The sequence below is a fragment of the Micromonospora sp. NPDC049201 genome, assembly GCF_055586805.1.
In genome coordinates this window covers 91781-117495 of sequence record NZ_JBVJHM010000010.1, presented here as the reverse complement: position 1 = coordinate 117495, position 25715 = coordinate 91781, and the positions used below count along the sequence as shown (strand labels likewise).

The 25715-nt window shown below is 74.2% G+C and carries 18 protein-coding genes and 1 pseudogene; 15 read left to right on the top strand and 4 right to left on the bottom strand.

The genetic code is table 11. The features are described from left to right. Window positions 1–2: 2 nt before the first annotated feature. The 3 genes from trpA to ACZ6O5_RS22215 all read left to right on the top strand — a co-directional run bounded on the left by trpA (window position 3) and on the right by ACZ6O5_RS22215 (window position 3483). On the top strand, window positions 3–806 hold the full coding sequence (trpA, locus tag ACZ6O5_RS22225; RefSeq protein ID WP_465979755.1) for a tryptophan synthase subunit alpha: 804 nt from the start codon (window positions 3–5) through the stop codon (window positions 804–806). A 242-nt stretch (window positions 807–1048) separates the two neighbouring features. Beyond that, complete coding sequence (lgt, locus tag ACZ6O5_RS22220; RefSeq protein ID WP_465979753.1) at window positions 1049–2284, top strand: prolipoprotein diacylglyceryl transferase; 1236 nt, start codon at window positions 1049–1051, stop codon at window positions 2282–2284. Window positions 2285–2295: 11 nt separating this feature from the next. Continuing rightward, window positions 2296–3483, top strand: a complete 1188-nt coding sequence (locus ACZ6O5_RS22215; RefSeq protein ID WP_465979752.1) for an FAD-dependent oxidoreductase — start codon at window positions 2296–2298, stop codon at window positions 3481–3483. A 30-nt stretch (window positions 3484–3513) separates the two neighbouring features. Here the strand turns inward: ACZ6O5_RS22215 and ACZ6O5_RS22210 are convergent, their stop codons facing one another. Continuing rightward, window positions 3514–4356, bottom strand: a complete 843-nt coding sequence (locus ACZ6O5_RS22210; protein ID WP_465979750.1) for a GNAT family N-acetyltransferase — start codon at window positions 4354–4356, stop codon at window positions 3514–3516. Between the two features lie 145 nt (window positions 4357–4501). Here ACZ6O5_RS22210 and gltB point away from each other — a divergent pair, with 145 nt between their 5' ends. Together gltB and ACZ6O5_RS22200 are read left to right on the top strand one after the other, a co-directional pair. Further along, complete coding sequence (gene gltB / locus ACZ6O5_RS22205) at window positions 4502–9169, top strand: glutamate synthase large subunit (protein WP_465979749.1); 4668 nt, start codon at window positions 4502–4504, stop codon at window positions 9167–9169. Next, window positions 9162–10667 carry a glutamate synthase subunit beta gene (locus tag ACZ6O5_RS22200; RefSeq protein WP_465979747.1) on the top strand — a complete coding sequence of 502 codons (1506 nt, stop codon included), beginning with the start codon at window positions 9162–9164 and terminating at the stop codon, window positions 10665–10667. The genes gltB and ACZ6O5_RS22200 overlap by 8 nt, the downstream gene beginning before the upstream one ends. A 68-nt stretch (window positions 10668–10735) precedes the next feature. Here ACZ6O5_RS22200 and ACZ6O5_RS22195 read toward each other — a convergent pair whose 3' ends face one another. Continuing rightward, window positions 10736–12322, bottom strand: a complete 1587-nt coding sequence (locus tag ACZ6O5_RS22195) for a M1 family metallopeptidase (RefSeq protein WP_465979745.1) — start codon at window positions 12320–12322, stop codon at window positions 10736–10738. A gap of 148 nt (window positions 12323–12470) precedes the next feature. Between ACZ6O5_RS22195 and ACZ6O5_RS22190 the strand changes: the two genes are divergently transcribed. Then, complete coding sequence (locus tag ACZ6O5_RS22190; protein WP_465979743.1) at window positions 12471–13256, top strand: SGNH/GDSL hydrolase family protein; 786 nt, start codon at window positions 12471–12473, stop codon at window positions 13254–13256. A gap of 75 nt (window positions 13257–13331) precedes the next feature. Here the strand turns inward: ACZ6O5_RS22190 and ACZ6O5_RS22185 are convergent, their stop codons facing one another. Then, entirely contained in the window at window positions 13332–14849 is a 1518-nt protein-coding gene (locus ACZ6O5_RS22185) for an MFS transporter (protein ID WP_465979741.1), read from the bottom strand. 165 nt (window positions 14850–15014) lie between these two features. Between ACZ6O5_RS22185 and ACZ6O5_RS22180 the strand changes: the two genes are divergently transcribed. The 7 genes and pseudogenes from ACZ6O5_RS22180 to ACZ6O5_RS22150 all read left to right on the top strand — a co-directional run bounded on the left by ACZ6O5_RS22180 (window position 15015) and on the right by ACZ6O5_RS22150 (window position 20783). After that, window positions 15015–15590, top strand: a complete 576-nt coding sequence (locus ACZ6O5_RS22180; protein ID WP_465979739.1) for a TetR/AcrR family transcriptional regulator — start codon at window positions 15015–15017, stop codon at window positions 15588–15590. A gap of 126 nt (window positions 15591–15716) precedes the next feature. Further along, window positions 15717–18269 carry a type 1 periplasmic-binding domain-containing protein gene (locus tag ACZ6O5_RS22175; protein WP_465979737.1) on the top strand — a complete coding sequence of 851 codons (2553 nt, stop codon included), beginning with the start codon at window positions 15717–15719 and terminating at the stop codon, window positions 18267–18269. Then, complete coding sequence (locus ACZ6O5_RS22170) at window positions 18196–18402, top strand: hypothetical protein (protein WP_465979735.1); 207 nt, start codon at window positions 18196–18198, stop codon at window positions 18400–18402. Before ACZ6O5_RS22175 ends, ACZ6O5_RS22170 begins: the two co-directional genes overlap by 74 nt. A 36-nt stretch (window positions 18403–18438) precedes the next feature. Next, window positions 18439–18852, top strand: coding sequence for a hypothetical protein (locus tag ACZ6O5_RS22165; RefSeq protein WP_465979733.1), 414 nt, complete (start codon window positions 18439–18441; stop codon window positions 18850–18852). Between the two features lie 409 nt (window positions 18853–19261). Further along, window positions 19262–19429: pseudogene (locus ACZ6O5_RS22160) on the top strand (GntR family transcriptional regulator); the annotation flags it as partial. A gap of 644 nt (window positions 19430–20073) precedes the next feature. After that, complete coding sequence (locus ACZ6O5_RS22155; protein ID WP_465979731.1) at window positions 20074–20385, top strand: hypothetical protein; 312 nt, start codon at window positions 20074–20076, stop codon at window positions 20383–20385. After that, window positions 20382–20783, top strand: coding sequence for a hypothetical protein (locus tag ACZ6O5_RS22150; protein ID WP_465979729.1), 402 nt, complete (start codon window positions 20382–20384; stop codon window positions 20781–20783). Before ACZ6O5_RS22155 ends, ACZ6O5_RS22150 begins: the two co-directional genes overlap by 4 nt. A gap of 56 nt (window positions 20784–20839) precedes the next feature. On the opposite strand, the gene ACZ6O5_RS22145 is transcribed toward ACZ6O5_RS22150, so the two are convergent. Beyond that, on the bottom strand, window positions 20840–22252 hold the full coding sequence (locus ACZ6O5_RS22145) for an alkaline phosphatase PhoX (RefSeq protein ID WP_465979727.1): 1413 nt from the start codon (window positions 22250–22252) through the stop codon (window positions 20840–20842). 185 nt (window positions 22253–22437) lie between these two features. On the opposite strand from ACZ6O5_RS22145, the gene ACZ6O5_RS22140 reads away from it, so the two are divergent. Together ACZ6O5_RS22140 and ACZ6O5_RS22135 are read left to right on the top strand one after the other, a co-directional pair. Further along, window positions 22438–24957 (top strand): FtsK/SpoIIIE domain-containing protein, encoded by a 2520-nt coding sequence (locus tag ACZ6O5_RS22140; protein WP_465979725.1) that lies wholly within the window; start codon window positions 22438–22440, stop codon window positions 24955–24957. Next, the gene (locus ACZ6O5_RS22135; protein ID WP_465979723.1) at window positions 24954–25625 is read left to right on the top strand and encodes a hypothetical protein; all 672 of its coding nucleotides are present in this window, start codon (window positions 24954–24956) and stop codon (window positions 25623–25625) included. Before ACZ6O5_RS22140 ends, ACZ6O5_RS22135 begins: the two co-directional genes overlap by 4 nt. Window positions 25626–25715: the final 90 nt, after the last annotated feature.

Here is a 25715-nt window from a genome sequence, read left to right as displayed (position 1 = left end):
GCGTGAGTCGCATCGGGGTCGCCTTCGACAAGGCCCGGGCCGACGGGCGGGCCGTGCTGGTCGGCTGCATGCCGGCCGGCTTCCCCACGGTCGAGGGCAGCATCGCCGCCATGACCGCCATGGTCGAGGCGGGCGTCGACGTCGTCGAGGTGGAGATCCCCTACTCCGACCCGGTGATGGACGGGCCGGTCATCCAGAAGGCCAGCGACATCGCGTTGGCCGGCGGCGTGCGCACCGCCGACGCGCTGCGCGTCATCGAGGCGGTGGCCGCGACCGGCGCGTCGGTGGTCACCATGACCTACTGGAACCCGATCGAGCAGTACGGCGTCGACGCGTTCGCCCGTGACCTGGCCGCCGCCGGCGGCACCGGCCTGATCACGCCGGACCTGATCCCCGACGAGGCGGCCGAGTGGCTGGCCGCCTCCGAGGCGCACGGCCTGGACCGGACGTTCCTGGTGTCGCCGTCCTCCACCGACGCCCGCCTGCGGATGACCGCCGAGCACTGCCGCGGTTTCGTCTACGCCACCGCGATCATGGGCGTGACCGGCGCCCGCGCCCAGACCTCCGAGGCCGCGCCGGTCCTGGTCTCCCGGCTGCGCGAGGTCACCGACCTGCCGGTCGGCGTCGGGCTGGGCGTGGGCACCGGCGCGCAGGCCGCCACCGTCGCCGGGTACGCCGACGCGGTGATCGTGGGCAGCGCGCTGGTCCGCTGCGTGCTCGACGCGCCGGACGAGGCCGCCGGCCTGGCCGCGCTGCGCACGCTCAGCGCCGAACTCGCCGAGGGCGTCCGCAACCCGGCCCGCTGACCTCGTCGTCGAATCCTGCCGCGCCGGCGGGCCTGGTGCTGGTTCTTCGCCTACGAACTTGATGGCGTGAACGACCCGGGCGGTGCCGGACCACCCCGGGCCTGCGCTGAGTCATCCGTGCCAGCAAGCTCGTGGGCAACCGGGGGCACTGGTGGTGGGCGCGCGGGCTGCGGCGCGCCGACGCCCGGACAGGGCGGACCGGGGTGCCGCGCACACGGTCCGCACCGGTACCGTGTGCACCCGTGACCCTCGCCCCGATGACTCCCCTGGCGGCCATGCCCAGCCCCAGCACCGCCGTCTGGCAGCTCGGTCCGGTTCCGATCCGGGCGTACGCGCTCTGCATCATTGTCGGCATCGTGGTGGCCTGCGTGGTCACCGAGTACCGACTGCGTCGCCGCGGCGTCGCACCGGGCGCCGTGCTCGACATCGCCGTCTGGGCGGTGCCGGCGGGCATCATCGGCGCCCGGCTCTACCACGTGATCACCTCCCCGGAGAAATACTTCGGCGCCGACGGCCAGCCGCTCAAGGCGTTCGCCATCTGGGAGGGCGGGCTCGGCATCTGGGGCGCGGTGGCCGGCGGCGCGGTCGGCGCCTGGCTCGCCGCCCGTCAGCTCGGCATGCCGCTCTCCGTGGTCGCCGACGCGCTGGCCCCCGGCCTGCCCCTGGCGCAGGCCGTGGGCCGGCTGGGCAACTGGTTCAACAACGAGCTCTACGGCGGGCGGACCAGCCTGCCGTGGGGCCTCCAGGTGCACGTGATGGACCCGGACAATCCGGGCCGCGCGCTCCGCGACGACGCCGGCAACCCGGTCCTGCAACCCGGGCTCTACCATCCGACGTTCCTCTACGAGGCGCTCTGGAACGTCGGCGTCGCGGCGTTGGTGCTGGTGCTCGACCGCAAGCTGCGGTTGGGCCGGGGCCGGGCGTTCGCGCTCTACGTGATGGGCTACACGGCGGGCCGGTTCTGGATCGAGCTGATGCGCACCGACGAGGCCAACCACATCCTCGGCGTACGCCTCAACGTGTGGACCGCGGCGCTGGTCTTCCTCGGCGCGCTCGCCTACTTCGTCCGGGTCCGTGGCCCCCGGGAGTACCTCGTCCCGATCGGTGAGCCGACGGTACCGGCGTCGCCGGCCGGCGACGTGTCCCAGGTCGACCTCGCCGCCCGCGAGCCCGCCGCGGCCACGGTGGCGCCGGAGGGCTACCGGGTGGTGACCGAGGACCAGTTCCGCACGTACCGGGAGACCGGCGCGCTGCCCCCGACGGAGCCCACGGCGGCCGACGGCACGGCGCTCGACGACGCCGACCGGGCCGACGACGCCGACCGGGCCGACGACGCCGACCGGGCCGACGACGCCGACCGGATCGACGACGCCGACCGGATCGACGCGGACACCGACCGGGCCGACGACGCCGACCGGGCCGACGCGGACGCCGGGCGGGCGGACGGCGTCGGGCGCCCGGCGGACCGGGACAGCTGAGCGGGGGAGTCATGCGCAGCGCGGTGGTGGTCGGCGCCGGCCTCGGCGGAATGGCGGTGGCCGGCGCGCTGGCCCGCGCCGGGTGGGAGGTCACGCTGCTGGAGCGGGCCGACCGGGTCCGGCCGGAGGCGACCGCCGTGGTGCTCTGGCCGAACGGGGTACGCGCGCTGCGCGCGCTCGGCCTCGGCGGCGGGCTGGACGCGATCGCCACACCGCTGCCCGACGGCGGGATCCGCCGCCCGGACGGGCAGTGGCTGGTGCAGCCCCGCCCCGTCCCGGCCGAGCGGATGCCGGTGGTGGTGCACCGGGAGGACCTGCACGACGCGCTCATCGCCGGTTTGGGCGAGCGGGTGGAGCTGCGTACCGGGGTGACGGTGCGCAGCGTGCGCGCGGTCGACGGCGAACGGCCGGCGGTGGACGACGGCCGGCACACGTTCTCCGCCGACCTGGTCGTGGCCGCCGACGGCACGGACAGCGAGATCCGGCGGCAGCTCGCCCCGGAGACCGCCGTGGTGAGTTCCGGGTGTGCCGCCTGGCGCGCGGTCATCCCCTGGTACCGCGCCCCGCAGCTTCCCGAGGACCAGCCGGTGCACGGCGAGACGCTTGGCGCCGGTTACCGGTTCGTGGCCGCCTCGCTCGGCGAGCGGGGCACCGCCGGGGCGTCGCGCCGGGGCGGCATCTACTGGGTGGCGACCGCCGCCGGCGCGCCCCGGCCCGAGCCGCCGGAGATTCAGCTCGCCCTGCTCAAGCGCTGGTTCGCGGGTTGGCCCGCGCCGATCGCCACGCTGCTGGAGGCCACCGATCCGGTCGACGTGGTGCAGCAGGAGGTCCGCGAGCTGCGGCCGTTGCCCCGATCGTACGGTTTTCCGGTCGGTCCGGGCGGCGTGGTGCTGCTCGGTGACGCCGCGCACGCCATGCCGCCGCACCTCGGGCAGGGCGCCTGCCTGGCGTTCGAGGACGCGGCGACGCTCGCCGGGCTGCTGCGCGAGTCGCGGCTGCCGGACGCGGTGACCGCGTACGACCGGCTGCGGCGTCCCCGGGCGGCGACAATGGTCCGGCAGACCCGCCGGATGTCGGCCGTGTTGCAGACCCGGGGCCGGCTGGCGCTGCGCGCCCGGGACGCCGCGCTGGGCACGATCAGCCCGCGGCTGCGCAACACCGCCGCCGCGGCGGCGGCCGACTGGCAACCACCGTCCTGACCGCCCCGGCGCGGGCTGCGCCGGGGGTGCTCAGATGACCGCGGCCGGCTCGGCGATGCAGGCGGTGCCGACCCGGCGGAAGCCGACCCGCAGGTAGACCCGGGCGATGTCCTCGCTGCCCGCGCTCAGGAAGACCAGGTCGGTGCCGGCGGCGCGCAGCTCCCGGGCCAGCGTGGCGGTCACCGCGGCGCCCAGCCCGCGTCGTCGGGCGGACGGCAGGGTGGCCACCCCGGCGATCTCCGCCACGTCGCCGACCCGCATCGCCATGCCGCTGGCCAGCGGGCCGTCGGCCGGGGTGCCGGCGAGCACCGAGACGCGCCGGCCGTCGGCCACCCGGGCCGCCTCCTCGTCCAGCGCGTCGACGTCCAGCCGGGCGAGCGCGGCGTCCCGTTCGGCCGGCCCGGCGTCGCCCCGGGCGGTGCCGCCGTGGGCGAAGCCGACCGCCGCGACGGCCCGGCGCAGCGCGATGTCCGCCGCGAAGCCGGGGTCGTCGGGGTCCAGCACCCGCATCGGTACGTCGCTGAGCGTGCCCGGGTCGGGCAGCCGCTCCGCCTCCAGCAGCATGAGCGGCGCCTCCAGCACGGTCAGCCCGGCCGAGCGGGCCACCGCCAGCAGGCTCGGCTGGTGCTCGTGCACCCACTCGAACGCCTCCGGCAGGCCCAGTTCGCGCTGCCGTTCCCGGACCGCGGTCACCTCGGCGAGCGTGGCCGCCTCCGTGGCGCCCGGCCGGGGCCGGGCGTAGAACGGCCAACCGGCCCCGTCCCGGACGAACAGCACCAGGGTGTCGAACTCCTCCACCCGGGCCGCGTCCCGGGGCACCGCGTCGTAGAACCGCTCCAACCGGTCGAGCACGTCAGTACGCACGAGATCCACCGCGCGAGACTACACGTCCCAGCATCTGGAAGTGTGATCAATCTGAACTGGCCTTGCGTGGCACGCCCTAACGTAGACTCAATAAACCCCAGCGGGCCGACGTCGTCCCCTCCATGATCCATCCTGAGTGACGACAGGAGGCCCGGTGGCCTTTCCGTACCCTCTCAGCCCGCAACCGGCCCCGCCGACGACGGGGCTGTACGACCCCGCGTACGAGCATGACGCCTGCGGCGTGGCCTTCGTGGCCGACCTGCACGGGCGGCGTTCGCACCAGGTCGTCGCGAACGGTCTCGGGGCGCTCTGCCGGCTGGACCACCGGGGCGCCCGGGGCGCGGAGCACAACACCGGGGACGGCGCCGGCATCATGATCCAGGTGCCGGACGCGTTCCTGCGCGCGACCGTCGACTTCCCGCTGCCCCCGCCCGGCCAGTACGCGACCGGCCTGGTCTTCCTGCCCGACGACGACGCCGCCGAGGCCCGCGCCCGCCGGGTGGTGGACAAGTACGCGCTGGTCGAGGGCGCCGACGTGCTCGGCTGGCGGGAGGTGCCGACCGACCCGTCCGGCCTGGGGGAGACCGCGCTCGCGGCGATGCCCCGGGTGCGGCAGCTCTTCGTCGCCGCGCACCGGCTGACCGACGCGCCCGCCGGCCCGGCCGGCTCCCCGCTGACCGGGCTCGACCTGGACCGGGTGGCGTTCTGCCTGCGCAAGCAGGTCGAGCGGGAGACCGCCGAGCGGGGCGTGCCCGCCTACTTCCCGTCGCTGTCCGGCCGCACCATGGTGTGGAAGGGCATGCTCACCCCCGACCAGCTCCCGGCGTTCTACCCGGAGCTGACCGACGAGCGCATGGTCAGCGCCATCGCGCTTGTGCACTCGCGCTTCTCCACCAACACGTTCCCGTCCTGGCCGCTGGCGCACCCGTACCGCTTCATCGCGCACAACGGCGAGATCAACACGATCCGCGGCAACCGGAACTGGATGCAGGCCCGGGAGGCGCTGCTGCGCAGTCCCCACCTGTCCGGCAACATCCGCCGCGTCTTCCCGGTCTGCACCCCGGCGGCGTCCGACTCGGCCAACTTCGACGAGGTCCTGGAGTTGCTGCACCTGGCCGGGCGGAGCCTGCCGCACGCGGTGCTCATGATGATCCCGGAGGCGTGGGAGAACGACCCGGACATGCGCGCCGACAAGCGCGCGTTCTACCGCTTCCACGCCAGCCTGATGGAGCCGTGGGACGGCCCGGCCTCGGTCGCGTTCACCGACGGCGAGGTCGTCGGCGCGGTGCTGGACCGCAACGGCCTCCGGCCGGGCCGTTGGTGGCACACCAGCGACGGCCTGGTGGTGCTGGGCAGCGAGGCGGGCGTGCTCGACCTCGACCCGGCCACCGTGGTGGCGAAGGGCCGGCTCCAGCCGGGCCGGATGTTCCTGGTCGACACCGTCAACGGCCGGATCGTCTCCGACGACGAGATCAAGACCGAGCTGGCCGCCGCGCAGCCGTACCAGGAGTGGCTGCACGCCGGCCTGATCGAGCTGGACGACCTGCCCGCCCGCGAGCACACCGTCTACACCCACGACTCGGTACGCCGCCGGCAGCAGACGTTCGGCTACACCGAGGAGGAGCTGAAGATCCTGCTCGGCCCGATGGCCCGCAGCGGCGCGGAGCCGCTCGGCTCGATGGGCACCGACACCCCGATCGCGCCGCTGTCCACCCGGCCGCGGCTGCTCTACGACTACTTCCACCAGCTCTTCGCCCAGGTCACCAACCCGCCGCTGGACGCCATCCGGGAGGAGCTGGTGACCAGCCTGGCGTCCACCATCGGGCCGGAGGGCAACCTGCTCGACCCGGGCCCGGCGAGCTGCCGGCAGATCGTGCTGCCCTACCCCGTGATCGACAACGACGAGCTGGCGAAGATCCTCTCCATCGACGAGGACGGCGACCTGCCCGGCTTCAAGGCGGTCCGGGTCTCCGGTCTCTACCGGATCCGCGACGGCGGCGCCGGCATCAAGGCCCGGCTGACCGAGATCTGCCGGCACGTCTCCGAGGCGATCGAGGACGGCGTCCGCATCCTGGTGCTCTCCGACCGGGACTCCAACGCCGACCTGGCCCCGATCCCGTCGCTGCTGCTCACCGCCGCGGTGCACCAGCACCTGGTGCGCGAGCAGACCCGCACCCAGGTGGCGCTTGTCGTCGAGTCCGGCGACTGCCGCGAGGTGCACCACGCGGCCGTGCTGATCGGGTACGGCGCGGCGGCGGTCAACCCGTACCTCGCGTTCGAGTCGGTGGAGGACATGATCTCCACGGGCATCCTGGCCGGGGTGGACCGGGTGAAGGCGGTCCGCAACTACGTCAAGGCGCTCGGCAAGGGCGTCCTGAAGATCATGTCCAAGATGGGCATCTCGACCGTGTCGTCGTACTGCGGCGCGCAGGTGTTCGAGGCGGTCGGCCTGGACACCCGCCTGGTCGACCGCTACTTCCGCGGCACGCCGAGCACCATCAGCGGCATCGGGCTGGCCGAGATCCACGCCGAGGTGGCGGCCCGGCACGCGCTGGCCTGGCCGGCGCCCGGCGTGCCCGCCACCGACCGGCTGGAGGTCGGCGGGGAGTACCAGTGGCGTCGCGAGGGCGAGCTGCACCTGTTCAACCCGGAGACGGTCTTCCTGCTCCAGCACGCCACCCGCAGCCGCCAGTACGACGTGTTCCGGCAGTACACCGCCAAGGTCGACGAGCTGGCCGCCAAGGCGGGCTCGCTGCGCGGGCTGTTCACGCTGCGCACCGGCGTCCGCCCGGCGGTGCCGCTGGACGAGGTCGAACCGGCCACCGAGATCGTCAAGCGCTTCGCCACCGGCGCCATGTCGTACGGGTCGATCTCGGCGGAGGCGCACGAGACGCTCGCGATCGCGATGAACCGCCTCGGCGGCAAGTCCAACACCGGCGAGGGCGGCGAGGACGTCGAGCGCCTGCACGACCCGCAGCGGCGTTCGGCGGTCAAGCAGATCGCCAGCGGGCGGTTCGGCGTGACCAGCGAATACCTGGTCAACGCGGACGACCTCCAGATCAAGATGGCGCAGGGCGCGAAGCCCGGCGAGGGCGGCCAGCTCCCCGGCAACAAGGTCTGGCCGTGGATCGCCCGGACCCGGCACGCCACCCCGGGCGTCGGCCTGATCTCCCCGCCGCCGCACCACGACATCTACTCCATCGAGGACCTGGCCCAGCTCGTCCACGACCTGAAGTGCGTCAACCCGGCCGCCCGGGTGCACGTCAAACTGGTCAGCGAGGTCGGGGTGGGCACCGTGGCGGCCGGCGTGGCCAAGCTGAAGGCCGACGTCATCCTGATCTCCGGGCACGACGGCGGCACCGGCGCGTCCCCGCTCAACTCGCTCAAGCACGCCGGCACCCCGTGGGAGCTGGGCCTGGCCGAGGCGCAGCAGACGCTGCTGCTCAACAAGCTGCGCGACCGGGTCACCGTGCAGGTCGACGGTCAGCTCAAGACCGGCCGGGACGTGCTGGTCGCGGCGCTCCTCGGCGCCGAGGAGTTCGGCTTCGCCACCGCCCCGCTGATCGTCGAGGGCTGCGTGATGATGCGGGTCTGCCACCTGGACACCTGCCCGGTCGGCATCGCCACCCAGAACCCGGTGCTGCGCGAGCGGTTCACCGGCCGGCCGGAGTTCGTGGAGAACTTCTTCCTCTTCCTCGCCGAGGAGGTCCGCGGGTACCTGGCCGAGCTGGGCTTCCGCAGCATCGAGGAGGCGATCGGCCAGACCGAGCTGCTGGACGTGGCCGGCGCGATCGACCACTGGAAGGGCCACGGGCTCGACCTGCACCGGGTCCTGCACCTGCCCGAGCTGCCCGAGGGCGCGGCCCGGCGCGGCGTCCGGCCCCAGGACCACGGCCTCGACGTGGCGCTGGACAACCGGCTCATCGAGCTGGCCGGTCCGGCGCTGCGCGACGGCACGCCGGTCCGGGTCGAGGTCGAGGTGCGCAACGAGCACCGCAGCGTCGGCGCGATGCTCGGCGGCGAGGTGACCCGCCGGTTCGGCGGCGCCGGGCTGCCCGACGACACCGTCGAGTTCCTGCTGCGCGGCACCGCCGGCCAGTCGTTCGGCGCGTTCCTGCCGCGCGGCGTGACGCTGCGCCTGCACGGCGACGCCAACGACTACGTCGGCAAGGGCCTGTCCGGTGGGCGGATCGTGGTCCGGCCGGACGCCGCCGCGCCGTTCGCCGGCGGCGACGCCGAGCCCGGCCACCGCGCCGAGGACCAGATCATCGCCGGCAACACCATCCTGTACGGCGCCACCGGCGGCGAGGTGTTCCTGCGCGGCCGGGTCGGGGAGCGGTTCGCGGTGCGCAACTCCGGCGCGGTGGCCGTGGTCGAGGGCCTCGGCGACCACGGTTGCGAGTACATGACCGGCGGCACGGTGGTGGTGCTCGGGCCGACCGGGCGCAACTTCGCCGCCGGCATGTCCGGTGGCACCGCGTTCGTGCACCGGTTGGACCGGCGGCGGATCAACGCCGAGCTGGTCGACCTGTCGCCCCTGCGCGACGAGGAACGCGACCGCCTGCACGAGCTGGTCCAGCGGCACTTCGCCGAGACCGACTCGGCGGTGGCCGAGGCGCTGCTCAAGCGCTGGCCGGAGGCGGTGGAGGAGTTCACCGCCGTGGTGCCCCGGGACTACCGCCGGGTCATGGAGATCATGCGGGCCGCCGAAGCCGCCGGCCGCGACGTCGACGACGCGGTGATGAGTGCTCTCACCACACCTTCGACCGCGTCCGTGCCGCCCGCGCCGCGGGTGGTCGCCCAGGAGGTGGCCCGTGCCTGACCCGAACGGTTTCCTGCGCTACGACCGGCGGCTGCCCGCCCGTCGTCCGGTCCCGGTGCGGATCACGGACTGGCGGGAGGTCTACCCGCCGGCCGGTGAGGAGCTGATCCGCGAGCAGGCCACCCGGTGCATGGACTGCGGCATCCCGTTCTGCCACGACGGCTGCCCGCTGGGCAACCGCATCCCGGACTGGAACGACCTGGTTCGCACCGGCAACTGGGACGCCGCGGTGGAGTCGCTGCACGCCACCAACAACTTCCCCGAGTTCACCGGCCGGCTCTGCCCGGCACCGTGTGAGGCGGCCTGTGTGCTCGGCCTGGGCGGCCAGCAGCCGGTCACCATCAAGCAGGTCGAGGTGGAGATCGCCGACGCGGCGGTGGCCCGGGGCGGGCTGCGTCCCCGGCCGGCGTCCGTGTCGACCGGCCGATCGGTGGCGGTGGTCGGCTCCGGCCCGGCCGGCCTGGCCGCCGCGCAGCAACTCGCCCGCGCCGGCCACACGGTCACCGTGTACGAGCGCGACGACGCCGTCGGCGGCCTGCTCCGCTACGGCATCCCCGACTTCAAGCTGGAGAAGCAGCACGTCGACCGCCGGGGGACCCAGCTCAGCGCCGAGGGGGTGCGCTTCCGCACCGGCATCGACGTCGGCGTCGACGTGACCGCCGAGCAGCTCCGCGCCGAGCACGACGCGGTGGTGCTGGCCTGCGGCGCGTTGCAGGGCCGGGACACCCTCCAGACGCCGGGCCGGGCGTTGCGCGGCGTACACCAGGCGATGTCGCACCTGGTGGCCGCGAACCGGGTGGTGGCGGCGGCCGGCGACGGGCGGCCCGCGCTCGCCACGCTGCCGGACGGCACGCCGATCGACGCGGCCGGCAAGCACGTGGTGATCATCGGCGGTGGCGACACCGCCGCCGACTGCCTCGGCGTGGCCCACCGGCAGGGCGCGGCCGGTGTCCACCAGCTCGACCTCTACCCGCAGCCGCCGACCGAACGCGACGGCGCGCGGGACCCGTGGCCGACCTGGCCGTGGCTGCTGCGTTCCTACCCGGCGCACGAGGAGGGCGGCGAGCGGGTCTTCGCGGTGGCGGTGCAGGAGTTCGTGGACGACGGCACCGGGCAGGTCCGGGCCGTGCGGATCGCCGAGGTGACCGTGGAGAAGGTCGACGGCCGGCGCATCGTCACGCCGCTGCCCGGTTCGGAGCGGGAGATCCCGGCCGACCTGGTGCTGCTGGCGATCGGCTTCGAGGGCACCGAGGAGCAGCCACTGCTGGCCCAGTTCGGGGTGGCCCGCAACGCCCGGGGTGCGATCGACGCCCGCCCCGACTGGCAGGCCGCCGACGGTGTGTTCGTCGCCGGCGACATGCACCGGGGCGCGTCGCTGATCGTCTGGGCGATCGCCGAGGGGCGGGCCGCCGCCGCGGCGGTCCACGCGTACCTGGGCGGGGCGGGCGAGCTGCCCGCCCCGGTCGACCCGGCCCGCCAGCCGCTCGCCGCCCGGTAAGGAGTAAGGCGGGGCCCCCTCTTAACGCATTCGGTAGAGGAGGGGGCCCCGATTAACACCCGCTGCGGTCAGCGGGCGAGCAGCTCGTGCGCCGACCGGATCTTCGTCCAGGAGGCCGGCTGCGCCGGGGCCGCCGAGGTGCGCGCGGTGGCGGCCAGCTCGGGTCGGCCGGCGGTGAACAGCCAGGTGGTGAACACCGCGTCCAGGTCCCGGCCGGAGATCCGCTCGGCGAGCGCCTGGAACTGCTCGATGGTGCCGTTGCCGTACTGCCGCTGTGCCGTCCAGGTGCGCAGGATCCGGAAGAACGCCGGATCGCCGACGGCCAGCCGGATCTGGTGCAGCGCCATCGCCCCCCGGTCGTAGACCGCGTCGTCGAAGACCCGGCCGGCGCCCGGGTCGCCGGGCAGCACCTGCCAGAACTCCGAGTCGGCCGGGTAGCTGTCGTAGGTGAAGTCGAACAGCTCCTGCGCGGTGCCCTCGTCCTGCTCCTCGGACCAGAGCCACTCGGCGTACGAGGCGAAGCCCTCGTTCAGCCAGATGTTGCGCCAGGCCGCCACCGACACCGAGTCGCCGAACCACTGGTGCGCGTTCTCGTGCACCACCACGTAGGGGTTGGCGCCCCGCCGCCAGAAGCCCGGCCCGTAGACCGGTCGGGTCTGCGTCTCCAGCGCGAAGCCGATGCCGTCGACCGGGCCGGCCACGCCGCCCTGCGCCTCGAACGGGTACGGGCCGAACACCCCGCTCTCCCAGTCGACGATCTCGGCGGTGCGTTCGATGCTGGCCCGGGCGGCCGGCAGGCGCTCGCCCAGCGTGGTGCTGTACGCGTTCACCACCGGCTGCCCGTTCGGCGCGGTGTCGGTGACGATGTCGTACTGCCCGATGGCGAGGAACGCCTGGTAGGTGGCGCCGGGCTTGACGCTGCGCCAGCTCCACCGGGTGCGGTTGCCGGCCTCGGGCAGCGGGTCGCGCGGCTGCACGCCGTTGCTGACCACTTCGAGCCCGGTCGGCACCGAGACGGAGATGTCCCAGGTGGCCTTGTCCTTCGGGTGGTCGTTGCTCGGGTACCACCACCAGGCCGACTCGGGCTCGTTCACGGCGAGCGCGCCGTCGGCGGTGCGGGTCCAGCCGGTGTAGCCGTAGACGGTGGTCTCCGACGGGACGCCGGCGTACTTCACCACGACGGTGAGCTGCTGGCCCCTGGCCAGCGGGCGGGCCGGCGTGACGACCAGCTCGTGGTCGCCGGCGCGGGCGAACCCGGCGGCCCAGCCGTTGACCCGGACCGACTCGACGGCCAGCGCGAAGTCGAGGTTGAACCGGGACAGGTCCTTGGTGGCGGTGGCCAGGATCGTGGTGGTGCCGCTGAGCCGGTCGGTGGCCGGCTCGTAACGCAGCCGGATGTCGTAGTGGTCGACGTCGTAGCCGCCGTTGCCGTAGTCGGGGAAGTAGCTGTCGCCCAGCCCGGGACTGCCCGGCGTGGGGGTGGCCGCCGAGACGTGCGGGCGGCCCCATCCGGTCGGGGCGGCCTGGCCGGGTGCGCCGGTCACGGTGGTGACGGCGGTGGTGAGGGTCAGGGCGGCGATCGCCGCCGAGAGTGCGCGTGGCACGGGTGGGACTCCCTCCGTCGGGTGTACGCACCGCCAACCTAATCGACACATGTAAACGGATCCGCCCCGAGTCGGTGGCCGGGGCTATTCAAATAGTGTCGATGTTTCGATAGCATTACCGACTAGTAACAAGCACCGTCCCCTCGACCACGCGCGCGGTCAACGGGCTCCACCACCCCTGTCCCGTGGAGGTCCCCCCATGCCCCGTCGCGTCCGTACCGTCTTCGCCGCGGTCCTGGCGGCCGTCCTCGGCGCCGTGCTGCTGCCCGGCGCCGCCCGTGCCGCCACCGTCAACTACGTCGCCCTCGGCGACTCCTACTCCTCCGGCGTCGGCGCCGGGCCGTACGACCTCTCCACCTGCCTGCGCAGCCAGAAGTCGTACGCCCCGCTCTGGGCCGCGGCCCACGCGGTCACCAGCTTCCGCTTCCCGGCCTGCGGCGGCGCGGTCACCGCGGACGTGCTGAACAACCAGGTCGGCCAGCTCAGCACCGCCACCACCCTGGTCACCATCACCATCGGCGGCAACGACGCCGGCTTCGCCGACGTGATGACCGGTTGCCGCTTCGGCAGCACGTCGAGCTGCGAGAACGCGGTGGCCGGGGCCAAGGCGTTCGCCACCGCGACGCTGCCCGCCCGGCTGGACGCCACCTACGCGGCGATCCGGGACCGGGCCCCGAACGCCCGGCTGGTGGTGCTCGGCTACCCGCGGCTGTTCGAGACCGGCTCCTGCGGGCTGCTCGCCATGAGCAGGTACAAGCGCACGATCCTCAACCAGGCCGCCGACGTGCTCAACGGCGTCACGGCCGACCGGGCCGGCGCGGCCGGGGCCACCTTCGTCGACGCGCGGCCGTTCTTCACCGGGCACGGGGTGTGCGCCGCCGACCCGTGGATCCGCGACGTCAGCGGCGTGATCGAGGCGTACCACCCGAACGCCAACGGCTACCGCTACGGCTACCTGGCCGCCCTCACCGCCGCCATCGGCTGAGGTGCAAGGAGGGGCCCCCTGTTAACGCATTCCGCATAGCAGGGGCCCCCTCTTAACAACTCACCGGCTGCCGGGTCAGCGGCCCACCGGCGCCAGCCCGCCGACCGTCTTCGGCAGCGTGGTCGCGGGGGTGGGGGCGGGGGCGGGGGTGCTGGGCGTCGCCTGCGGCAGCGCGATCTCCGGCGTCGGCCCGGTGTGTCGCCGGGGCCGGGCGCGGCGGCCGGAGGGCACGGCGAGCGCGGCCAGCGCGGCAGCGAGGGAGATGCCGGTGAGCAGCAGGAAGCCGGCGGTGAAACCGGCCTCCCGGGGCAGCCCGCTCGGCTGCGGGTTGGCGGTGATCACGGTGCTGGCCAGCGCCGCGCCGATCGCGCCGCCGATGGTACGGATGTTGGCGTTCATGCCGGTCGCCGCGCCGGTCTGCGAGGCCGGCACGTTCCCCACGATCAGGTTGGCCATCGAGGCGAACGCCAGCCCGATGCCGAGCCCGACCAGGCCGCCGGCGAGGCCGACCTGCCAGCGGGTGTCGTGCGCGGCGGTGAGCATCGCGGCGGCGGCCACGTTGAACACCGCGCCGGTGCCCAGTTGCGCCTTGGCGCTGAACCGGGACTCCAACCGCCCGGCCAGCAGGCCGGCGGCGAACATGCCGACCAGCATGGGCAGCATGAGCAGCCCGGCCTGGGTGATGCTGGCGCCGAAGCCGTAGCCGGCGCTGGTCGGGATCTGCGCGAACTGCGGCAGGAAGGCGTAGACGGCGAACATCGAGGCGCCGTAGAGCAGCGCCACCAGGTTGGTGGTCCAGACCGCCGGCAGCCGCATCATCCGCAGGTCGATCAGCGGGTTCGCGGCCCGGGCCTCGACCGCCAGCCAGACGGCCAGCAGCACCGCGGCCACGATGAGCAGCCCGGTCACCCGACCGGAGGCCCAGCCCCAGGCGGCGCCCTTGCTGACCGGCAGCAGCAGCGCCACCAGCCAGCCGGAGAGCAGGACGGCGCTGAGCCAGTTGATCCGCCCCGGGGTGCGTACCGGCGAGCGGGGCACGAACCGGTGCGCGGCCAGCGCGGTCAGGCCGACCACGACCAGCGGGATCCAGAACAGCCAGCGGTAGCCCAGCGTGGCCACGATCGGCCCGGCGAGCACGACGCCCAAGCCGCCGCCGACGGCCACCACGGCCGAGATCGACGCGACCGCCGAGCTGACCCGGGCGGCGGGGAACTCGTCGCGGATGATGCCGAACGACAGCGGGAAGACGGCGCCGCCGATGCCCTGGACCACCCGGGCGGCGATCAGCACGCCGATGGTCGGCGCGACGGCCGCCACCAGGCAGCCCAGCGCGAGCGCGGCGAGCGAGACGACGAGCATCCGCTCCTTGCCGACCATGTCGCCGACCCGGCCGAGGATCGGCGTGAAGATCGACGCGGAGAGCAGGTAGGCGGTCAGCACCCAGGTCACCGTGTTCGGCGACGTGTGCAGGTCGTGCTGGATGGTGGGCAGCACCGGGGTGATCAGCGACTGGAGCATCGCGAAGAAGCCGGTGCCGGCCGCGAGGACGAGGAACGTCATCCGGCGCGAGCCACGCCGGAAGGTGTCGATCATGTGGGAGAACTCCCGTTCGGTACGAGTCGGTGGCCGCTCGCGCGGTGGGCGGCGATGGCGGCGCGTCGGGCCGGGCCCCTCCGGAGTACGCTATCCGGAGGGGTGCCTCCACCAAGGTAGTGGAGGGGTGCCTCCGTTTGCAAGACGGAAGGAGTGACAGGCGTCATGTCCAGCGCCGACCAGTCGACCGAGGTCTTCGCGCGCCGCCCCAAGCGGGCCGACGCCCGGCGCAACTACGACGCACTGATCGCCGCCGCCCGCGACGTGTTCGGCGAGTACGGCGCCGGCGCGTCGCTGGAGCAGATCGCCCGCCGCGCCGGTGTCGGCATCGGCACGCTCTACCGCAACTTCCCGCAGCGGCGTGACCTGTTCGAGGCGGTCTACGTCGAGGAGGTGCGCGCGCTCAGCGCGTCCGCCGCCGACCTGGCCGACCTGGACCCGTGGGACGCCCTGGTCGGCTGGCTGCACCGGTTCGTCGCCTACGTCGGCGCGAAGCGGGCGCTGGCCGAGGAACTGGTGCACGACTCCGACGTGTTCCGGAGCTGCCGCACCGAGATCTACGCGGCCGGTGAGCCGCTGCTGCGCCGCGCCCAGGCCGCCGGGGCGGCCCGCCCCGACGCCGACTTCGACGACGTGGTGCGCCTGATCAGCGGCCTCGCCGCGTACCAGTTCCCGGACCCGGCACAGCGCGATCGCGTGCTGGCCATCGCCCTGGACGGCCTGCGCCCGCCGCCGCGCTAGCTGCGGGTGTTAACCGGGACCCCCTCCTATGCCTCAGGCGTTAACAGGGGGCCCCGCCTTACATCCCTGGGCGGTTGCGTGGCGAGTCGACAATGGTGAGACACTCGCCGTCACCTGGAGGTGACCATGCGCGAACCGGTGACCCGGCCACGGCCTGCCCGCGAGCAACTCCCGGCCGGCGGTCTGGAGTTGCTCACCCTGCTCGCCCGGCTGCTGCGCCGGCCGCGTCGCGGAGACCGCCGGCTCCCGCTGCTCTGGCTGCTCCGGCCGGCCGACGACGGCGCGGTGGCCGGCCTGCTGCGCCGCTTCGCCGGCCGGGGCGCCGGGCGCCGGGTGCCGCACGCGGTGCTGGACCTGACCGACCGGCCGCCCACCGACGACGTCGCGACCGCGCTGCGCGAGCTGCACCGGCAGCTCTCGCTGGAGGCGTTCGGCGCGCCCCGGCTGCGGTTCCGGCACTATCCGCTCGCCGACTGGCTGATGCAGCAGACGCTCACGGTCGACGTGGACGCCGCGGACAGCGGCCGGGCCTCGCTGGTGCGTCGGCTGCGCGACTGGCGGGGGCGACGCGTCGGCGTCGGCGAGGACCCGCAGGTGGGCGGCGGCTCCGGGCTCGGCACCGCGCTCCAGGTGTTGCTCTGGCTGCTGCGCCGGGCGGTGCCCAGCGTGGTGTTCCGGATCGCGGTCTCCGGGCGGGTGCCCCTGGTCGGCCGGCAGTACCGCTGGTTCATGCGCCAGCAGTATCTCGCGCCCCGGCAGTCGGTGACGTTCCTCGGCTTCGCCGAGCGGCTCACCGCCGGCTGGCGCGACGGCGAACACCCCGCCCAGGTGGAGAAGCTGCTGCTGCACGCGTTCCTGGAGGACCTGCGGCTGGCCTACCGGCGGCGGTTCTGGCGACCGGGGGACTGGCGGCGCACCGCCTACCCGGTGGTGCTGCTCGACGGTGTCCGCCCGGACAACGTCGGGCACACACTGGTCCGGATCTTCGGCGAGGTCCGCAACGAGACCGGCCGCAACGACCCGCTGCTGGTGGTCGCCGTCGCCACCGATCCGCCGCCGGAACCGGCCGCGTTCCGGCCGGTGGCGCAGGCCGAGGAGGCGTACGAGGACTGGGCCGAGGTGCTGCCGGAACGTCGCCGGCTGCGGCGTACCGGCGCCTGGCTGCTGGTGCTGACGGCGGAGGAGGACGCTGCCGGCGTACCCCCTGGGGTTGCCCCGCCGGCGCTGGTGGCGCCGGATCCGCCGTGGTGGGCGCGGCGGTTCCTGCCGGCGGCGGTGGCCCTGGTGCTGCTCGCCGGCGTGGGCGTCTGGGCGCACGGGCGGTGGGCGTCGGACTGCCGGCCCTGGCCCACCGACCGGGTGAGCGTGCGCCTGGTGGGCGGCGAGTGCGTCGGCTACAGCGACACCGCCGGGCAGGTCTTCAACAGTGAGCCCGGCCAGGACCGGCTGCGCGCGGTGCAGCGGCGCATCTTCGCGCAGAACCGGGCCACCGAGGAGGTGTGGCGGCGCAGCGACCACCGCCGCCCCTACCTGACGCTCGTCTACCTGGGCAGCCTCACCGGCAACCGGACGCGTGCGGACGAGGAGTCCTACGTCTCCGAGCGGGAGGAGTTGGAGGGCATGGCCACCGCCCAGTACGCGCTGCTGAAGGAGTCGGCAGCGGCCGACGACGCGGCGCTGCTGCACATCGTGGTGGCCAACGCCGGCCGGCAGATGCGGCACGCCGACGACGCGGTACGCATGCTGGAGGGGCTGGCCCGCGACGACCCGACCGTGCTCGGCGTGGTCGGGTTGGTGGACAGCCGCGCCAGCACCGCGGCGGCGCTGCGGGAACTCAACCGGGTCGGCCTGCCGGTGCTCGCGCCCACGCTGTCCGCCGACCGGATGGACGAGAACTCCAGCCTCTACCTGGCCATGTCCGCGCCCAACCGGGAGCAGGCCCGGATGGTCGAGGCGTACGCCCGGCAGGTGCTGCGGGTGGGGGAGGCGCACGTCTACTGGACCACCGGTGAGGGCAGCTCGCTCACCGACGACCTCTACGTCGCCACGCTCGTCGACGGCCTGCGGGAACGGTTCGGCACCCGGCTGACCCGGCTCGACGAGTGGCGCAGCGGCCGGCGACTGACCCAGGAGTGCGGCTACCCCGGGATGCTCTTCTTCGCCGGTCGCTGGTCGGAGTTCGACGGCTTCCTGCGGGCGCTCAAGGAGTGCGGCGCGGACCCCGCCCCGGCACCTGGTCGCCGACGACTCGGTGAACCGCTACATGGCCAACCCGGGGCTGCGCGCCAGCGCGCCGGGCAACCTGCCGGTCACGTACGTGTCGAAGGCGTCGTTGGCCACGTGCACCACGCTGCGGGCCGCGCAGGCCGCCCGCGACGACGCCCGGGGCAGCTTCCTCACCTGGATCGGCGCGGACGACCTGCTCGACCCGCCACGCTGCCGCGCCGGGACCGGCCCGCCGGTCGGCGAGCGGGTCAGCCTCGCCTACGACGCCGCGATGATGATGGTGCGCGCGCTGGAGAGTCTCGCCGCCCGGCTGCGGCACGCCGACACCGGCCGCCGCTGGGAGCCGCGTGCGGTCAACCCGGTCGGCGTGCACGCCGAGGTGCTGCGACAGAACGCCGCCGGCGGCTACCCGGGGGTCAGCGGCCTGATCCGGTACGCGCCGGACGCCGGTGAGCCGCTCGCCAAGCGGCTGGCGTTGCTCACCGTGGCGAAGGTGCCCGACGTCGGGGCCGCCCCGGTCGAGGTCTTCCACTGCGGCGTCGCCGACGCCGGCCCCGACCCCGGCTGCGGCACCACGGCCCGGTAGCGAATGGATCTTGGTACGAATCTGCGGAGGCGACGGATGAACGGTGGGGTGCTGGACGGGTTCCACATCGGAGAGCTGCCGGACGGTATCGGCGAGGCGGTGTCGGACTTCGCCACCGAGTGGGAGGACGTCAGCCTCGCCACGCGCGTCTGGGAGCGCCAGGTCGAGGACGGCTACCGCGTCGACCTGCGGGTGCACGTGCTCCGGGGCGAGGGTCTCGTCGATCTGGACGCGGTCCGCGAGTTTCTCGCCGAATACCAGGAGCGCGACGCCGCCACCTGGGAGCTTGCCGACTTCACCCACCCCGACGGGCCCGGCCTGATCGGTGCGGGCGAGGCGTTCTGGCTCACCGGACCCGGAGTCGCGGTGAACGTGCTGGCGGATCCGGAGGTGGTGGACGCCGACGCGCTTCGGTCGATCGCGGTCGACACGCGCTGGCTCGGGCGTTGAGTTCGGCCTTGCGTCGTCGGTCCGGATCAGCGCGGGAACGGCGGTGAGCGCAGGGTGCCCAGCCGACGAACCGGGCGAACAGCGCCTGCGGGCTCGGGGCCTCATCCGGGTTGAGGCGGTGCAGCTCCACAGCCGCGTCGTAGAGCTGCCCGTACAGATGGACGGAGAGGGCGGTGCGGTCGCCCGCGTACTCGGCCAGCAGGGTGAGTCGAGCCTCCGCGCACGGCCACGGGTGAGCGCAGCGCTTACAGATCCAGAGCGGACGCACGGGTGCATGCGGTCGGGTCCCGGTGCTCATGCCGGCACCCGCACCCGGGCGGGGGTTGGGCCACGCTGGGTTTGGCGTCCAGCCAGCGCAGCCCCGCGGGCTGCACGAACAGCTCCCGCTTGGCGACCGCTTCACCCCTGCCAACTCGCTCCGGGAGCCAAGCTCCCCTCGACCTCGCAGCTCCGCGCTGAGCACGGCGTGTCGGCGGGCGTGGTGCGTCAGGCCGTGCTGGTGCTCCAGACGCAGGGGCTCGTCGAAGGCGTTCACGGCCTCGGGGTCTTCGTCTCCGAGCGAGGCGAATCGGCCTGACGCCTCGCCGGTCGAGTGCCCCAGGTGACTCTGCGTAAGGCACGTGGCAGATAGAAAGCATCTCGACGGTATGCCTCTGCGTCATATTTATGCCCGAGTGTCATACCGCCTCTCGGCGATGTCCCCCGCGGAGTGGACGTGAACGCCGGACGGGCGAGCGTCTCACCGACCTGGACACGTTCCAGCGCGCGCCGACCTTGCGCTTTCGGCTGGCGGAACGCGGCTCATGTGCCGCTTTGTCGGGGCGGTGAGTGCAAGATCGGCGCGGCGGGGGTGTCGCGGAGGCTGGCCGCGGTGCGGACGAGTGAGGCGATCGGGCGGGAGCGGCTGCGGGCGGGCCAGGCGAGCACCGTGGTGATGTGCGGCGCGTCGACGACGGGTACCGCGACGTGCTGTGGCCACTGCCAGGCGCGGCTGGACGCCGGAATCACCAGCAGCGTCCGGCCGAGTCCCCTGGTGAGTACGGCCGGAAGTGGCCCGTCTATCGCAGGTGCCGGCCGGCGGCTCCCCGCCTGGGAATCGCCGGTCATCTGTCGCCCGGTCGGTCAAGACGTGACACGATCCGGCTGGCCTGAATTCCTTCCGCGCTGTTACGTCTGCGTGGCGCGGAGTCATCGGCGGTGCGATCCGATAACATCCACGGTGTGACCGGACCGGTGAGTAAGAAGTCGTTCTCGCTGCCCGCAGACGTCGCCGAGCGTCTGGAACGTGAGCCGAATGCGAGCGCCTACGTCGTCGACGCAGTGCGGGCGCGGATGCGTGCCGAGGATCTCGATGCCGAGCTTGCCCGACGAGGGATGACTGTTTCCGCCCAGGGCCGTGCTCGTGCGCGTGCGCAGCGCGCCCAGGTGGAGCAGGAGTGGTCGCCCGGTCGCCGCCAAGCGTTGCGTGATCGGTCACGCCGGGCGGCGCGGGAGATGCTCGACGAGACCGGTCGTCAGGCGCCGGCGGCATGACCGCTGCCGAACCGCCGGTGCGGCTGGTGCTGGACCGGTCAGCGCTGGTCGGCTACGTGTCCGGTTCGATGCACGTGGCCGAACCGCTGCACGAGGTCGCGCACGATGGCGTGCGCTTCGGTGTTCCGGCGGTCGTCGTGGCGGAGGCCCTGGCGGCGATCGACGATCCAGGTGACCGCGCGATTCTGCATCGGCTGCTGGAGCGCCCCGCCTGCGCGGTGCTGCCGACATGGGGCGAGGACTGGCAGGAGTTGGCATACTGGCGCCGCATCACCGGCAGGGTCGATCTCGCGGCGGCGGTGATGGCTGTTCTCGACCATGACGCCAGCGTGCTGACCAGCGAGGGCAAGGCATACGGGGACGGGGGAGACCTACCCGTCGTCGCCTTTCCGGGCTGACCTGGCGTGCCAGCCGGCGGCTCCCTATGCGGAAACCGCCGGCCGACAGCACACGGTCAGCGGTGGGCGTTGCTTGGCCGGCCCCACGGGCCGGTGATCGCGAACACGTACCCCGGGGTCTGGATGTTGGCGAACAGGATCTTCCCGTCCGCGCTGAACGTCGGCCCGGTGAACTCGCTGTCGTTCAGCTCGTTGCGGGCCAGCGCGTACGCCTTGCCCTGCTCGGTGACGCCGACCAGGTGCGACACGCCCTCGCCGTCCTCGGCCAGGATCACCCCGCCGTACGGGGAGACGGTGATGTTGTCCGGCCCGTCGTAGTTGCCATGGTCGGCCGCCGGGTCAGGGTTCACGCCGAAGATGGTCTTCAGCGTGACGGTCTGCCGGCGCGGGTCGTAGAACCAGACCTGGCCGTCGTGCTCGTTGACGCTGCCGTCGTCGTGGCGGGCGTAGCTGGCCACGAAGTACGCGCCGCCGTCGCCCCACCAGGCGCCCTCCAGCTTGCGGCTGCGGGTCACCTCGTCGTCGGTGAACTGCTTGCGCACGGACACGGTGCGGGCGTCCCGGTCCGGCACCTCCACCCAGTCGACCTGGTAGCGGGTGCCCGGTGTGGTGGCCTCGGACAGGTCGGCCACGTGCCCGTCGCCGCGCCGGCAACGCATCGCCTCCAGCGTGCCGGCGGTGGCGCCGTCCGGCCGCTGGGCGAGCGCCCGCAGCGCGCCCTTGCCGGCTCGGAAGCCGGCCGGCGGCGTCCACCGGAAGTAGAGCCCGTTCGGGCCGCTGGCGTCCTCGGTCAGGTAGATCGAGTGGGTGTAGGGGTCGACCGCCACCGCCTCGTGGGAGTAGCGGCCGAGGAACGTCAGCGCCACCGGGTCGGTGTTGGCGGACCGGTCGTGCGGGTCGACCTCGAAGACGTACCCGTGGTCCTTGAGGAACTGACCGCCGGCCCGCTGCTCGGTTTCCTCGCAGGTCAGCCACGTGCCCCACGGCGTGATGCCGCCGGCGCAGTTGTTGTGCGTGCCGGCCACGCTCACGTATTCGCGCAGCCGCCGGCCGTGCTTGTCCACCTCGATGGTGGTGGTGCCGCCGCGTGCGCCCGGGTCGTAGGTGAGGCCGGGCAGCGCCGGCACCGGGTAGGGCTCGCTGCCGCCGATCTCGTGGTTGTTGACCAGCACCGAGCCGCGCGGGCCGCGGAAGCAGCCGGTGCCGTCGGCGTCGCTCGGGGTCGGCTGCCCCGATTCCAGCAGCGTCGCGCCGGCCTGGGCGACGACGGTGTACGAGAAGCCGGGCGGCAGCGCCAGCAGGCCGGCCGGGTCCGGGACCAGGTCGCCGTAACCGACCGCGGGCCGGCACGCGGCGCGGGCCGCCGCCGGCCCGGCGATGGCGTCCAGGTTGCCGGCCACCACGATGCCGAGGCCGCCGGCCGCGCCGCCCAGCAGCGACCGCCGGGAGAGGGGTGAGTTGGAGGTCACGTCGTCGCCTTCCTGTGCATTCGAGGTTGCACTGGCAGGCAAGTCGGGTCGCGGGAACGGCGGGCGGCGGGACCGTCGGCGGTGGGGTGAACAGTGGACGAATCCCGGGTGCCGAGCGCCCCGTGCTCCGATGGCGGGCGTCCGTTAGGGTTCCCTCGATCGCAGACGGCGTCGGAGGGCGGACGGTGAACAGGTTCGCGGCGGCGTACCGGCAGGCGGTCGAGCGGCACCGGGCGGCGCGGCGCCACTGGGCCGCCGCCGGGCGGCTGCTGGGGGCGGCCGGGCCGGCCCCGGTCGGCAGCCCCGAGCTGGTCGCCCGACTGGCCCGCCTGGGTGGGGAGCTGGCCGCCGCGGTGCCCGGCACCGCCCGCGTCGCGACCCACCCCGTGCCGGTACGCCTCGGCGAGGCGACCACCGTCGACGGCGTGTTCCCGGTGCTGGTGCCGGTGGGGGCGGGCGCCCACCTGGCGGTCGACGTGGACGCCCGCGACCCGCGCGTCGGCGAGCTGCTGCGCGCCGTGGTGGTCCGGCTGCTCACCGCCGCCCCGGCCGGCGCGGTCCGGGTGGCCGGCATCGACCAGGCCGCGTTCGGGGCGGCGTTCCTGCCGCTGCGCCCGCTGCACGACGCCGGGGTGCTCGGCGCGGCGGCGACCACCGAGGCGGAGACGGCCGCGCTGCTGGACGCCGCGGAACGACACGCGCGTACCGCCCAACGGGCCGACCCGGAGGACCGGGAGCTGCTCGTCGTGGTCGCCGCGTCGACGCTGCCGGCCCGGGAGCTGGCCCGGCTGGCCGCGCTCACCCACGCCGGCCCGGCCGCGGCGGTCTGCGTGCTGCTGGCCGGCTACGCGTCGGCCGGTCCGGGCGTGTCCGTGCCGCCGCTGGGGGCGACCACCCAGCTCCGGGTCACCGAGCGCTACACGCTCGTCGGTGACCCGCCGGGCCGCCCGTTCAGCGTCGACGGCAGCGGGCTGGCCGCGCCGGTGGTGCTCGACAACGACCCGTCGCACGCGGTAGTGACCGCGTTGGCCCGCCGGCTCGCCGAGGCCGCCGACGACAGCTCGGTCGTCACGTTCGCCGACCTGCTCCCGGCGCGGCGGTGGACCGAGTCGGCCGGCGCCGGTCTGCGCACGGTGCTCGGCCGCGCCGGGAAGAAGCCGCTGACCGTCGCGTTCGACGACGCCACGCCGCACTGGCTGGTCGGTGGGCGTACCGGCGCCGGCAAGACGGTGCTGCTGCTCGACGTGCTCTACGGGCTGGCCGCCCGCTACTCCCCGGCCGAGCTGCGGCTGATGCTGCTCGACTTCAAGGAGGGCGTCAGCTTCACCGAGTTCGTGCCGACGCCGCGCGACCCGTCCTGGCTGCCGCACGCCCGCGCGGTCGGCATCGAGTCCGACCGGGAGTACGGCGTGGCCGTGCTCCGGGAGCTGCGCGCCGAGCTGACCCGGCGCGCCGAGCTGCTGAAGCGGCACGGCGTCAGTCGCCTCGCCGACCTGCCGCCGAACGCCCGCCCGCCCCGGATCGTCACCGTCGTGGACGAGTTCCACGTGCTGTTCGCCGGCAACGACGCGCTGGCCCGGCAGGCCGTCGACCTGATCGAGGAGTTGGCCCGCAAGGGCCGCTCGTACGGCCTGCACCTGGTGCTGGCCAGCCAGAGCACCACCGGCATCGAGGCCCTGTACGGCCGGGCCGAGGCCATCTTCGGCCAGTTCCCGCTGCGCATCGCGTTGCCCGGTGGGGACGCCGTGCTGGACCCGCGCAACGACGCCGCGCGAGGGCTCACGGTCGGCGCCGCCGTGGTGAACACCGCCGCCGGCGCGCCCGGTGCGGACACCGAGGTGGACTTCCCGGACGCGCACTCCGCCGCGGCCGACCTCGCGGCGCTGCGCCACGAGCTGCACGCGGCCCGCCCGGAGGGCGCCCCGCCGCCGGTGGTGTTCCGCGGCCACGAGACGCCCCGGCTCACCGACGATCCGGCGTGGGCGGCGCTGACACCCGGCGCCGACCCGCCGTACGCGCTCCTCGGCCGCGTGGTGGACGTCGCCGGCAGCCCGGCCGGCTTCGCGCTCGACGCGAGCCCGGGCCGGCACCTGGCCGTGGTGGGCACCGCCGCGGCCGGCGCGGAGGTGCTCCGCTCGGCCGTCCTGGCGCTGGCCCGGCAGCACGCGCCGGGCACCGCCCGGTTCCTGTTCGCGCCGTTGGCGCCGGGCACCACCGACCTCGCCGACGACCTGGCGATGACGCTGGCCGCCGCCGGTCACCCGGTCCGCCGGCTGGACACCGACGCGCTGCGCGCCCTCCTCGCCGAGCTGGCCGGCGACGCCTCCGGACCGGGCCGCACCTACCTGACGGTGTTCGGGATGGACGCCGCCGCCGGCACGCTGGCCGCCACCGACCCGGGCACGTTCCGCTCCGGGCACGACGACCTGCGCGCGGTGCTGCGGCACGGTCCGGCGCGCGGCGTGCACGTGCTCGGCTGGTGGCGGGGGCTGCGCCGGCTCGCCGACGACCTCGGCGGCAGCGGGCACCGCGACGACGTGACCGGGCTGGTCGCGTTGAACGTGCCGGCCGCCGACCTCGGTCTGCACCTCGGCGTGCACGACCTCGCCTACCAGCCGCGCGACGGCCGCGCCCTGCTGGTCGACCGGCACGAGCACCGGACCGCCCTGATCGTGCCGTTCGCCCCCGAGAGCGACAACCCATGAGTGGATTCGACGAGTACGCGGCCCTGATCCGGGAGCTGTCCACCCGGCAGCGGGGCGGGGAGCGGGCCATCGCCGCCGAGGCGGAGCGCCGGCGTGGCCTCCAGTCCGGGGTGGACGAGGTCGGGCGACGGCTGGCCGCGCAGGGGGAGCGCCTGGACCGGCTCGGGCAGGCGGTCGGCGTACCGATGGGGTCGGTTCCGGACGACGCGGCCGGTGCCCCCGCCGGGCCGGGGAGTGTGCCGCCCGGCGATCCGGCGGCGGAGCTGGCGGCGGCCGGGCGGCTGGCCGACGAGGCGGACCGGCACGGGCAGGAGGCGGAGGCGTCGGCGCGGCGGCCGGTGCTGCTGCCCGCCTGGTCCGCGCCGGCCCGGGCGGTCGCGGTGTACGCCGGGTGCGCGCTTGTCGGCTCGGTGTTCATGCTGGTCGCGCTGCTCGGTTCGCCGTTGCCGGTGTCCGGGATGGACCTGGTGGCGGCGCTGTCCTGCGCCGGCGTGCCGTTGCTGTCGTTCGTGGCCGGTCAGGTCGTGCTGGCCCGCTGGGGCCGCCCCGCGCTGCCCGACCCCGAGACCCCGGCCGGCCGGTACGTGCCGATGGGCTTCGTGATCTGCGCCCTGGTCTCCCCGTCCCTGTTCTGCCTCTATCTGATCCTCTTCCGCCTCCTCCGCTGACCCTTCTCCGCGATCTTGCAGTTTCGGCCTGGGTGATGCGGCTTTCATGGCTTTTGTCGGGGCGGCAAGTGCAAGATCGCGGCGGGGGTG